Origin of the sequence: Gilliamella sp. CG13 (genome assembly GCF_046635805.1) — a bacterium.
GTDB lineage: Bacteria > Pseudomonadota > Gammaproteobacteria > Enterobacterales > Orbaceae > Gilliamella > Gilliamella apicola_I.
Genome location: NZ_JBIDFM010000003.1, coordinates 143,374 through 156,665 on the forward strand (window position 1 = coordinate 143,374; position 13,292 = coordinate 156,665).

Annotated in this window: 10 protein-coding genes and 1 CRISPR repeat array; all 10 genes read left to right on the plus strand. The window is 34.9% G+C overall.

Annotation, left to right across the window (positions count from 1 at the left end; all coding sequences use genetic code 11):
* Positions 1-191 precede the first annotated feature (191 nt).
* The 10 genes from ACGH6R_RS06180 (at position 192) to ACGH6R_RS06225 (ending at position 12,365) form a co-directional block, all read left to right on the plus strand.
* On the plus strand, positions 192-860 hold the full coding sequence (locus ACGH6R_RS06180) for a hypothetical protein (RefSeq protein ID WP_411599175.1): 669 nt from the start codon (positions 192-194) through the stop codon (positions 858-860).
* Positions 861-1,294: 434 nt separating this feature from the next.
* Positions 1,295-1,567 carry a PAAR domain-containing protein gene (locus ACGH6R_RS06185; protein ID WP_411599176.1) on the plus strand — a complete coding sequence of 91 codons (273 nt, stop codon included), beginning with the start codon at positions 1,295-1,297 and terminating at the stop codon, positions 1,565-1,567.
* Complete coding sequence (locus ACGH6R_RS06190; RefSeq protein ID WP_411599177.1) at positions 1,567-2,802, plus strand: hypothetical protein; 1,236 nt, start codon at positions 1,567-1,569, stop codon at positions 2,800-2,802. Before ACGH6R_RS06185 ends, ACGH6R_RS06190 begins: the two co-directional genes overlap by 1 nt.
* On the plus strand, positions 2,789-6,121 hold the full coding sequence (locus ACGH6R_RS06195) for an ImcF-related family protein (protein WP_411599178.1): 3,333 nt from the start codon (positions 2,789-2,791) through the stop codon (positions 6,119-6,121). The genes ACGH6R_RS06190 and ACGH6R_RS06195 overlap by 14 nt, the downstream gene beginning before the upstream one ends.
* A 20-nt stretch (positions 6,122-6,141) precedes the next feature.
* Entirely contained in the window at positions 6,142-7,752 is a 1,611-nt protein-coding gene (gene tssA, locus ACGH6R_RS06200) for a type VI secretion system protein TssA (protein ID WP_411599179.1), read from the plus strand.
* Between the two features lie 87 nt (positions 7,753-7,839).
* A complete protein-coding gene (tssF, locus tag ACGH6R_RS06205) occupies positions 7,840-9,603 on the plus strand; it encodes a type VI secretion system baseplate subunit TssF (protein ID WP_065557841.1) in 1,764 nt (587 codons plus the stop codon).
* Positions 9,567-10,628 (plus strand): type VI secretion system baseplate subunit TssG, encoded by a 1,062-nt coding sequence (gene tssG, locus ACGH6R_RS06210; RefSeq protein ID WP_065557842.1) that lies wholly within the window; start codon positions 9,567-9,569, stop codon positions 10,626-10,628. The genes tssF and tssG overlap by 37 nt, the downstream gene beginning before the upstream one ends.
* 2 nt (positions 10,629-10,630) lie before the next feature.
* Positions 10,631-11,146 carry a type VI secretion system lipoprotein TssJ gene (gene tssJ / locus ACGH6R_RS06215; protein WP_267379321.1) on the plus strand — a complete coding sequence of 172 codons (516 nt, stop codon included), beginning with the start codon at positions 10,631-10,633 and terminating at the stop codon, positions 11,144-11,146.
* Complete coding sequence (gene tssE, locus ACGH6R_RS06220; protein WP_065557844.1) at positions 11,147-11,572, plus strand: type VI secretion system baseplate subunit TssE; 426 nt, start codon at positions 11,147-11,149, stop codon at positions 11,570-11,572.
* A gap of 169 nt (positions 11,573-11,741) precedes the next feature.
* A complete protein-coding gene (locus tag ACGH6R_RS06225) occupies positions 11,742-12,365 on the plus strand; it encodes an XRE family transcriptional regulator (protein WP_411599180.1) in 624 nt (207 codons plus the stop codon).
* Between the two features lie 424 nt (positions 12,366-12,789).
* A CRISPR array of direct repeats spans positions 12,790-13,245; the repeat unit is 29 nt; unit sequence GTGTTCCCTGTATACACAGGGATAAACCG.
* Positions 13,246-13,292: the final 47 nt, after the last annotated feature.

Below are 13,292 nucleotides of genomic sequence, written 5' to 3' on the forward strand. Positions count from 1 at the left end.
TAAGTTACTTGTTTAAAACACGAATTATATAGCACGCTTTTTAGTCAAAATTGAAACTGAAACTCAAGGCAATAAAGCCTTTCCTTATCTGCTTTCTTATCAATATAAGGTGATTAGCTGGTTTGAAAACTTAGTTGGTCGATAGCGTGGTCAGGTCATAAAATAAACGAATTAATAAACAGGTAATGATAATGAACAATCAAACAATAAAACACTCACTATTCAGTTGTAGTTTAATCCTATTATCGCTACTGACGGGTTGTGATAACACCGATTATAAAACCCGAATTCAGGAAGAAAATGATTGGGATAATCCGGATGGTAATAGAGCTTTTTGTCTTGCAGTGGGAAAAATTTATAAAGATATGTATCCCTATACTATTCACTATTTGGAAGGTGAGATAAACCCGAAAGATCCCTATGATAAAATTAAGCAGAATAAAAGACTCAATTTAAAGCTATCGTTATATGCCAAAGAAGGGTTATTTACCGAAGAACTGGTGGGGTATGATGGTGATAAACCACTATATCGTTATGATCTAACCGATGAGGGGCGTAAATATCTCGATAAAGATTGGTGGGGTGGCACTAACTTCTGTTTTGGCAAAGTGGTAGTAGAAAAAATACAGAAAGTGGATAATCAATGGGAAGATAAACCAATGATAATTTTTAGTTACCATATGGAAAATGTGCCAAATTGGATAAAAAATAAAGATATTTATAGCTTATACAAAGCTAATGGTGCAATACAGTCTGTGGGAGAAGGTAAAAGCCTTCTGACAGGGATCCAGTATTACTCTAAAAAAAGTGATGGTACTTTAAAATTAAGAGTAGGTGTAAGTGGCAAATATCTTTTATAACTTTCTTATCATTATTAGGTTACTTGTTTAAAACATGAATTATACGACACGCTGTTCACTCAAAATTGTAACAGACAACCAAGGTAATAAAACGTTACTTTATGTTCCTTATGTTATTGTAGCTGAATTAAATTAGTTTTTAAGATAATAAATAACTTTTTGTTAAACGACGACTATTGTTTTAATAATCGAATACTATACTATTAATTTTGTAAGCGATTTCTATAAACCATGGTAACGGTTACAATCCTTTTAATTACGAATTAAATTTTTTTGCAATTATTTAATTTTATTATGGTTCAATAACAAAAATTAAAAACACAGTAAAATTAATCGGTTAAGAATGCCATTTTGTAAAAAAATATTATTGTTTTCTATAAAATTAGGTTAATATATGTAAAAAATTTAAGGAAATAATAAAGGAAATAAAAAGAATGAGTAATTTAAAAGGCGTGATTCGTCTTGGTGATGCAACGGATCATGGAGGAAAAGTTATCACTGCATCATCAACAATGAAAGTTTTAGGTATACCTGTAGCAAGGGAAGGTGATTTAGTCAGCTGCCCCAAAAAAAATCATGGAATTAACCCTATTATCGAAGGTGAATCAACTTTTACTGATCAAGGCAAAAAGGTTGCTTTAGACGGTCATAAAAGTGCATGTGGTTGTTCTTTAATCTCATCTGTACCAAAAGTAGGGAAAGGTTAATGCCAGTTGATTTAACATTATTATCTGATCCTAAACCTGAAGTAAAAAAATTTAATCGTTGGTTTTGGGGAATTTTACTTCTGGTATTTATTTTGATTGGAAGTATCATCACGATTGTTTTGAGTTTAAGTTATAGCATTCCTAACGAACAATTTGTATCAGGAATAATTATTTATCCTTTATTGGCTTGGGTTTTGCTTTTTTTATATAACTATTATCTTTATGGTTATCGTAAAATTTATAATCGAGAATGGAATATCCATCGTGAAGCGCGTAAACAAGAATTGATTAATTATGCGCAACGAGGTTTATATGTTTTAGAGCATTCTCTTGTTACTGAATATGGTAAGTTTGAAAATGCCAATAAACTAAAAGAAAACAAAATAGTCATGACTAAAAAGTCTCACCCTAAATCTTCTAGTCCGACTAATCATTCAAGTTTACCTATTCCTGATAATTGTAATAGTGATGATTTTTGTGAACGCTTAAAACCTTTTTTTATCACCTGGAAAGAGTTATTAGATCAAAAGCTGTCTTCAATTCCTCGTGATATAAAATTACATGTAAGATTATTTATTGAGCCCACAGAATCAAGCGATAAGATAACCGAATTATGGTCGAAAACATTAGGTAAAATTGTTCGACGACCGTCAAGTTTTATCATTGAAAATCCCAATAAATCAGACACCTTTATTGAATCATGGTTAGACGATAGCGATCATGATCATGAATTATTATTACTTATTACCGCCCGAATGTTTTATGCACCCGCTGATAAAGATGGTGAATTTGCTTCGATGTTTTTGTTAGCAGGCGAAAAAGTTGATAAAAAACGGTTTCTTTTAAATGATCATCCATTTTTGATTAAAGTTCATCGTTGTGAAAAAAAATCCACACTCACCCAAACAATTGATGATGCCTTGCACTGGGCAAATAACATTGATTCTAATTTTGATGCTGTTTGGTTTAACGGTGTTTCATATGAATTAGAATCAATTGTTAAGGATCATTTAAATAAAATCGAGTTTGGATCTGAAAATATTTTTAATATTGAATCTTCGATAGGTTATGCAGGCTGTTGTACGTATATGTTAGGGTTAGCATTGGCGATTGATAATGCATTTCTTACGAAAAATAAACAATTAATAGTAATAGGTAAGCCTAACCTTGTGGCTTCGGTTGTGTCCTGTTTGCAAGAAGAAAATAAGAGAAGCGAAAAAAATGAAAAAGTTTAGATTTGTGTGGATGATGATGTTGCTAATAATTGCAATCGTTTTAATTTTTTTGATTTGGCAAGATACCTTTTCTTTTTTGATTTGGCCAACTGAAAAAGTTATTGGATCTTTGACCGTTTTAGTTATTGCGCTACTTCTAAGTCACATTGATAGTCTTACATATTGGGGGCTACGTAAAGTTTTAAAATTAACTTTCCGTGAAGACGATAAAACGAATATTGATATTGATAACAAAAAACAAAAAAAAGAAAGCGTTACTGATTCTTTTTGGGAACCAGTCAAATTTATGCGTCATCGTCATGGCCTTTTTTGGCGTTATAAAATTAGAAAGTGTCTTGTTATTGGATCATATACTGATGTCGAGTCCGTATTCCCTAATTTACAAGACGATAAATGGCAATTATGTGATAAAACGTTGATGGTTTATGGTGGTGATATTGAACATGAACTTGATACATCTTGGTTATTGGCATTAAAAAAACGTTTTTCTCGCTGTATTCCTTTTGCGGCTAAACCGTTGAATGCCATTATATGGGTAATGCCTAAATATTATCTTGACAGTAATCGTCAACAGCAAGTGTTGATTGAAAAAGCTTTACAGCAAATAGAAGCACGTGACAAATTATTGAAGTGGTCTGCTCCGCTTTATTTAGTTGCGCCACAAAATAGTGAATGGCATCAAGTAGGTCGTATCGAACAAAGTGTAGGCGTCATTTTCCCATCATTAAATCAAGAATCGTTGCAATCAATCGACACGTCATTGTATCAATTGTCCCAAGAGTGTTGTATACGTGGAATGCAACAAGTTAAAGGCTCAATTACTCACGATTTTTTATTAAAAATAAGTCAAAAATTAACTAAAGGTGATATTGAACACATTAAGCGTTATTTGGGAATGTTTACCGCTTTTCCGTATTCACCTTATGTTCGAGGGCTATTTTTTGTACCTCATCAAGTCTTTTCAGAAAATGAAGAATTAAATTTTGATAACTATTTAGTGATGACCCCAACTTGGCAATCAATTAGTGATGATGCCAATGCACAGTTAGGAAAACGTATGGGCATTCGTTGGGGAATGGTGTCTTGCATCTTTTTACTTGGTGTGTCTACGTTGCTTGGTTTAGGTGTTTTAAACTCGTATTTCCGAAATTCAACCCTTATCAACGATAGTATTAAATTAGTAAAAAATGCGGATAGTTCGGTTCAACAAGACTTAACAACCAAATTACAAAACCAATTTGAATTACAACAACGTATTGAGCAGTTACTTTATCGTAAACAACACGGTGCGCCATTTAGCTATCGATTTGGTTTGAATCATAATAATGAGCTTTTAGAAAATTTGTGGCTTTCTTATCGAGTGACCAATTCTAGAAATATTGCCACTCCGTTTCATAATCTAATGACAGATTATTTAACCTTGCTAACAGAGCTACCACCAGATAGTCCAGAGCGTTTAAAATTAGCCGATTCAGCTTATGATTTTTTAAAGGCTTATTTAATGTTAAGTCATCCGGATAAAAGTGATGGTATTTACTTAAGTCAGTTCGCTTCACAAAAATGGCGAGCACCAGAAGGTATTAGTGATGGTGATTGGCAACGATTAATGCCAGATCTGGTCCGTTTTTGGGGACAAGTATTAAAAAGTAAGCCAGACTGGGCGCTTCAAGAAGACAAACGTTTGGTCAATGGTATACAAAAAATATTGATTAATAAAATTGGTGTTCAAAATGCCGTTAACACGCTTTATCAAGATATTATTCAGCGTGCAAGTCAACAATATACCAATCAAAATTTAAATCAATTACTTGAAGGAATTGATAGTAATATTCTCTTTATTAATGATGTTGAAGTTCCCGGTATTTTTACCCGTAAAGCATGGGAAGATACTATTAAAAATGAAATTAATAGCGCAGCTAAATCACGTAAAGAGCAAATTGACTGGGTATTGGGCGAAGATAGCCAAAGCAATTTAATTGCTTCAATATCGCCCGATGTGTTAAGACAGCAATTAAAAGATCGTTATTTTAGTGAATATGGAGCATCTTGGGCGTATTTTTTAAATAATATTCAATGGCAACCAGCTAATAATGTGTCTGATGTTATTGAGCAATTGACTTTATTGGCTGATAATCGTCAATCCCCTTTGATTGCATTAATTAATGTCGTTAAATATCAGTCTGAAGTTGATTATTCTGGCGATGGACTGTCCGATAATTTAATTCGTACTGCACAGCAAATCATAGGCAAAAAGAATCAATCTGTTATTCCTTTAGCAAATAATGAGGCTTCAGGACCTTTAACAGAAACTTTTTCACCTATCGTGAACTTAATCAAAAATGAAAATAATAATCTTTCATTACAAACCTATCTTTCACGAGTCACACAAGTCCGCTTAAAATTGCAAAATGTGACCAATAGCGCAGATCCTAAAGCAATGATGCAAGGACTTGCTAAAAGTGTATTTAAAGGCACGTCAGTTGACTTGACCGAAACACGAGATTACGGAAATTTAATTGCCGCTAATTTAGGTAATGAATGGTCTGGATTTGGACATAGTTTATTTAAGCAACCGCTTGAGCAATCGTGGCAGGTCGTATTGACCCCAGCGACTGAAAGTTTTAACGAAATTTGGCAAAATTATATTGTGCATCAATGGGAAAAGTCATTTGCGGGTCGTTATCCTTTCAAAAATAGTGAAAACGAAGCGTCGTTTGCTGAACTTGCTCGTTTTTTACGTAGTGATACAGGCATTATCGACAATTTTATTATAAATGAATTAGGTGGCGTCTTAGAAAAGAAAGGGGGCAGATGGGTTGTTAATACGGTGAACGCTCAAGGACTTAATTTTTCACCGAAATTTATCAACGCATTGGAGTTATTTAACGATTTATCATCTGAATTAATTACATCAGGTGATGTTAGTTTAGCCTTTGATCTAATGCCACGCAGTGGTAATAATATTGTCCGAACTGAATTAATCATTAATAAACAAAAATTAGAATATTATAACCAAGCACCAACTTGGCAACGATTCAATTGGCCTGGTGATGGTTATTCACCTTATTCACAGTTAAGTTGGAGTTCTGATGAAACAGGATTAAAACTCTATGATTATTTCAATGGTGATTGGTCTTTGATTAGACTACTTGAAAAAGCATCAGTTAAACCACTTGATTCAAGTCGCTATGAGCTGGTTTGGAAAGTATCTGAGGAAGGTAGATTACGATATATTTTACGTACACAGTTGGGGCAAGGACCACTAACGTTATTAAAATTGCGTAACTTTACATTACCGAATAGAGTTTTTGAAAATTAATTATATGATGGAAGATTATTATGTTTAGCCAATTGTTAAACCGTTTATTTGGATCGCAAGATTCAAGTGAATCAGCTAAAAAAAATCTAAGTTTACAGTGGGCTGATTGGTTAGAGCCAATTAGTGTTGATAAACCAACGGGTGAAGATTTAACTTACCACGATACTTTTCAGGAAATAAAAGAAGAAATCGCTAAACTTTCCGGAATTGATTATGAGTTAGTTGCGACGGAAAGTGAAAATATCTTAAAGAAGAATAGTAAAGATGTACGTGTTGTTACTTATTATTGTTTGGCTCGGTTACATATTGATGGCGCCAATGGTTATGCCGACGGTGTTGAAATATTAGCAGGTTTACTTGAAAAATTTGGAACCTCTGTTTACCCTTCACGGCATAATATTCGTAAAAATGCGATAGAATGGCTAGCAAATGCAAGGTTTCTTGAGCCGCTTACCCAATTACAGCCAATTTCAGAAGAATGTCTTTCGCGAATTATTTTAGCGCTAAATCAGATCGATAGTATTTGTCAAAAATTGTTTGTTGGCGAAACTCCAGAGCAGAAGCTTGAAGCGCCAGATCTTTCTGCGCTTGTTCACTTTTTTAGCAATAATTTAAAGCAACCCGTTAAAAGTACTCAACCAGAAAACGCATCATCTTCTATGCCTGTTTCTGAATCAATGCCAGAATCTTTTCCTAAACTATCGGATGCTAAAATTGGTTCACAACGAGACTTACTTGATCAAGCTCGCAAAATGGCTGCATTTTTAAGAGAAAAGCCAGAAGGCTATCTTGCAGCAGGTCGTTTTTTACGAATATTACGCTGGGATACCATTGTCGATTTACCTCCAGCAGATCATCGAGGACGAACTCGTTTACCTGCACCAAGAGCAGAACTTAAACAAAATATTAGTCGTTTAATCATCCAACAACAATGGTCAGAGCTTTTTGAACGGGTGGAAGCGGCTTTTATGGAAGGTGCGAACCATTTTTGGCTTGATTTACAACGAGCAACAGTAATGGCATTACAGAAAATGGGTGCACCTCATCAAGCTTGGGCAGACATATTTTTAACGGATATTGGGTTGATGCTTGAAAGATTAAACGGCATAGAACGGCTTTCATTCGATAATGGCACACCGTTTGCCGATGATGAAACGCTCAATTGGATTGCAACCAATGCGCGCATTCATCATTTAGATGAAGGTGACAGTATTGAACCAATTTCGATTTCTGGCGAAAACGATTGGAATGAAATTGAAAAACAAGCGTTAGAATTGGCGCATAGTGAAAGTATTGAAAAGGCATTTCAGTGGTTGCAAAATTTACCTACTTTACGCTCACCTAAACAACGTTATTTGCTGCAATATACGCAAGCAAGAGTCGCTGAGCAAATGGGTAAACAAGATATCGCTATGAAATTATTGCTTGGTCTCAATAGTCAGCAGCAAACAATGACACTTTTACAGTGGGAACCAGAATTAATATTTGATGTTAAACGTTTTTTATTAAAACTAATGAAGCAAAAAAATCAACTGAAAGATGGCTTTAAACCCGAGCTTTCAGAAAAAATTGATTTGTTACAGCACGAATTAATGCAACTCGATCCAGCTAGAGCATTAAGTGTTATGTAGCGTTAATCAAGCACCTTATTTATGGGGTAGTTAGTTTCAATAACGATATTACTAAACAGAATATACAAAAAAATAAAGAGATGAAAAATGGATGATTTAATTTTACGCTATTACGAATCAGAAATGCGGTATTTGCGAGAAGCAGGAAAAGAATTCGCCAAAATACATCCTGATAGAGCTAGTTTGTTAAACTTAGATCGTGTCGGTGATCGTGATCCTTATGTAGAGCGTTTATTTGAAGGGTTTGCCTTTCTAACTGGTCGTTTACGTCAAAAAATTGATGATGACTTACCCGAATTAACGGAAAGTTTAGTGACATTACTTTGGCCTCACTATTTACGACTGATCCCATCATTATCGATCGTGGAACTAACGCCAAATTATACGACATTATCACGTGAAGAAGTCATTCCAAAGGGATTGCAAGTGCAATCTGAGCCATTGGGGCATGTCGGTACACGGTGTCCATTTAGAACAACACAAGACGTCACTTTACGACCTATTAAAATAAGTCAAGCTAGATTAGGGCTAAGCCATGATGGTCGTAGCATGATTACTATTCGGTTGAGTATTACTGAACTGGCAGACTTTGAACAGTTGGATTTATCATGTTTACGCCTTTATTTAAATGCAGATGCCCCCATCGCATCAACACTACATCATGTTTTAACGCAGAAAGTTGGCTCAATTCACGTTCGTTACTCTGATGATCCTGAAACAAGAGTTTCGTTAAATGGTCATATTACTCCCGTTGGATTCAGCGAAGACGATCGCTTATGGTTAAAACCAGATAATGCATTTTCTGGCTATCAACTTTTACTAGAATATTTTGCATTTCGTGAAAAATTTATGTTTGTTGACTTGCATGGTTTAAAAACGAGCAATATATCAGAAGCATGTACTTATATTGATATTGAATTGACGCTCAATCAATCATGGCCAACCGATATGCCTTTTGGAGATGATAATATTCGTTTGCATTGCGTACCAGTCATCAATTTATTTGATATGGAAGCCGATCCTATTGTGGTAAATCAGCTAGAAAGCGAATATTTACTTCGCCCTTTATTACGCCAAGATGGGCATGTTGAAGTTTATTCTGTTGAACATGTAGAAGCTATTACGCGTGATGGACGTTATCGATATGTTCCATTCACGAGTTTTAAACACCGTGGAGGTATGCTACGTCATGATGCGCCAGAAAGGTATTATCATACTCGAGTGAGAAGAGGAGCTTCCGGTTTACATGACACATGGCTGATTTTGGGCGGTAAAATTTGGGATAAAAACGAAATGCTCGAAACCGAGACTTTATCGTTACGTATAACAGGTACTAATGGTATGTTACCTCGTAAAGCTTTACGTAATGCTCGAATTCATGATCTTTCTGACTCAAATGGTAATATTGCTAAAGTACGAAATCTTTGTTCTCCAACAATACCTTGCTATCCACCAACTGAGGATCGCTTTTATTGGCGTGTTCTTTCGCATCTTGCCCCGAATTATTTGTCACTAATGAATGCTGAAGTTCTACGTGGAACACTCGCATTATATGATTGGACAGATAACGAACTTAATCGTAGACGCTTAGAAGGTATCGTTGAAGTTTCTCATCGAATGATTAAACGCACAGTTAAAGGTATGTTGCAACGAGGTATTGAAATAGAAGTCACTATCAATAGTTTTCAATTTACTGGGGAAGGTGATGTAATGCTGTTCGGCGAATTATTACATCAGTTTTTTGCTTTATATGCCGATGTTAATCTATTTACACAATTGGTTATTATTAGTCTACCTACAGGAAATAAAATTGTATGGAACCAGAGCAAAACATCGAAAACAGCCCTTTAATGCAGATGCTTGAAAAGCAACTGCCAAAAATTAATTTTTATCGTTTTTGTCAGTTACTTGAGCAGTTATATGCAGACGAGCCTATATTGGGTAAAAGCGAATCACCAGCTGCAGATCCGTTGCGTTTTGCACCTTCGGTGGATATGTCTTTCCCTGCAAGTGAGCTGAAATATATAGAAAAAGCACCCTACATAAATCGTCCAACAACAGTTAGAACACGTTTTTTAGGGTTGTATGGGGTTGATGCTGTATTACCGCTTGGTTTGCTTGATAAGATTATTCGGCGAGACGAAAATTATCAATCCATGACTGATTTTTTGGATATGTTCAATCATCGGGTCATTACTCAATTTTATCGTATTTGGTTGAAGTATCATTATCCAGCATGTTATTTAAGTGGTGGGCGTGATCCAGTATCAAAATGTTTGTCTGGTTTAATAGGATTAGGTGTAAAAGGTACTATTGAACAAATAGGTACACCACTATCTCGATGTTTTGCATTATTAGGATTAATGTCTCAAAAAACACGTACAGCAGAAGGCATTATCGGATTAGTGCGTGTGATGGTCGATGATGCTCAAGTGAGTGTAAGCGAATTTTATCCTATTTGGCAGTCAATTGATTATCCAGCAAAATTAGGCGGTCAAGGGCCACATCGAATCGGATTAGATGGTGGTGCTGCATTGGGTTCACGTTTTAAAGAGTGTAATCAAAGTATTCATCTTGTTATCACGCCTCAACACGAACATCAAATTGCTGAGCTATTGCCCGACGGACAATTATTTCATGATATTTTAGCTTTATTACGTGCTTATTTAGGCTATCGTGTAGATGCCAAAATAACGCTGTGTATTAAGCGAATTTTTCTACCAAGAAGCCAACTAAAATCAAGAAATAGCAGATTAGGATTAACTGCTTCATTTAATAAAACTGACGAAAATAATCAACCTGTTGAAGACGAAATCAAAGTGAATTTGGGTAGCTATTCTGGTGTTGATTATCAAGTATATCAATCAAGGGACTAAAAATGAGAATAATGAAAACATTACTTGCTAGTTTATTAATCATTTCGCTAATGGGTTGTGGTATAGCTCAGAGTGTAAGTGAAACAGCGGTTGAAATCACGGATTCTGTCTTTAAATGGAATGTCAGAACATTACATTTAGATCTAAAAGCAAGGGCTGAATTAAATACAGATGATGATGGACGCTCATCACCCGTTGTGATCCGAATTTATCAATTAAAAGATGCTGATAATTTTAACGCTGCTTCTTATCAGGAACTCGTTGATAATGACAGTGAAATATTACAAGAATCACTCATTGAAAGCAAAGAAGTTGTACTAAAACCCGATACATCTATTTCAATTGATACACCATTTGATAAAAAAGCAGATGTAGTAGGCGTGATAGCGCTTTTCAAAGAACCAAATCTAAAAGATAACAGTTGGCGAATAGTATTGGAACGTGGCGATCTTTATATCACTGAACCACGCGAAATTATCGCGAGCCAATATAGCATTAAACTTGTGGAAGAAAAGTAAATGAGTGCTTCATTATATGACATCTTATATGGCTATTTTGAGTCTGGTATCCCGATAGATGAAATAGCCGAAAATGAACAAACCATTATAAGTGTAATGGATAATATCGAGCGTATTCTAAATAGTCGGGCAGGGGCTATCAACCATATGCCTGATTATGGGCTACCGGACATGTCCACTATCTTTCAGGCATTACCGTCATCAGCTTACGTATTAATGAGAGCCATAGAACAAACATTACTCATTTATGAGCCACGACTTGAATCAATAAATATCAATATTGATGAGAAAAATAAAGATTCTATGGTGCTTAGCTATGAATTAGTCTGTTATTTTAAAGAAGGTGGACTAGTCAAATACGGTACTTATTTTATGCCCGATGGTAAAGCACAATTAAGATATACCAAAAAAACAGCTCGAAATTAATGAAGGATAGATAAATAAAAAGCATAACAAATTAGTTAATAATAAAATAAAAATAAACCGTTTATATCTGTGTTAACAATGAACAGCATATCGGAGTAAAAATGCTTGGAGAACGAATAAAAATAGCTAGATGTAAACGGGGATTGAGCCAGGCAGAGATCGGAAAAAAATGGGTAACATTTCAAGGGCAGCGGTTTCTAAATGGGAAAACGGAACAAACAAGCCAAAAGACCTCGATTTATTGGCACATATCTTAAGAGTGGATATCAACTGGCTACGGTATAATAAAGGAGCAATGGAATCTAATGGCGTTTCAAAATACAAACTGAATAATAACAATTCTAAAACGTCCGATATCAGTACTAGCTTAAACGATAGCGAAGTCGAAGTTGTTTTATATAAATCAATCGAGCTAGCTATAAATAATGAAGCACAAACAATCAACCCCAATTATAAAAAGGAACAATTGAGATTTTCCCGATCTTTATTAATAAAACAAAATATAGACGAGAATAATATATTCTGTTTTCTCGTTAACGATAACGGAATGAAGCCAGTTATACCTAAGGGCGCTATTGTTGCAGTTAATAAAGGCAAGCAACAAATAAATGATGGTTCTGTTTACGCAATATGTCAATCTGATTTCTGTAGACTAAGACGTTTATACAGATTGTCGAATAATAGAATTAGGATAGTCTCTTACAATTCGTTGGAATATCCCGATGAAATAGAAGATTCAGAAAAAATAAAAATTATTGGTAAAGTTTTTCATTGCGCATTTGAGTTGGATTAAATGAGTGTTTTTAATAAATACGAGGTTAATCATTTTTTAAAAAATCTAATATGTAATACTTTGTTTAAACTCTTAACTACTTTTTCTGTTATTTTTACAACGTTTGTCAGGACAGTTAATGGTTATAACATTCGGCATAAGCCGAATAAAGCAAAGACGCAAAGGCAAAATCAATATAGAATAGTTCCTCAAAATCAAACACCAAAAAGTAAGATTTGATGTAGTCAACAAAATTGGTCGGTGCGCTGAAAAATTATAAAAGTGTACGCCATTAAAAAATCGTTTTAAATATAGGTAACTATTTGATAAGCTTCAAATTAAATTTAAAATGCGTCTTGAAACAAAGTGCCTAAAAAAACAACAAAAAACCGGTAGAATTTTACATGCTCCTATTTTATTTAATAAACAATAGGTTATAATTAGAGTGTTCCCTGTATACACAGGGATAAACCGCTATATTCAGTATTCAAAGTAAAACATATTGTGTGTTCCCTGTATACACAGGGATAAACCGCAAAATTAAAAATTAGGAGGTTTTATGTCATTGTGTTCCCTGTATACACAGGGATAAACCGCACTCGAAAAGTAAAACTGATGCCGATATAAAGTGTTCCCTGTATACACAGGGATAAACCGCAAAATTGGGAGACAAACGGTAATGATGCTAAGTGTTCCCTGTATACACAGGGATAAACCAGTCAGCTCGACCGCCACTTTACCGCCAATATTGTGTTCCCTGTATACACAGGGATAAACCGATTGGAGCGATTTTATAACGTGTTACTCCGAGGTGTTCCCTGTATACACAGGGATAAACCGTGCCGGTTGATCGTCAATACGAATTAGAGGTTGTGTTCCCTGTATACACAGGGATAAACCGATTGGAGCGATTTTATAACGTGTTACTCCGAGGTGTTCCCTGTATAC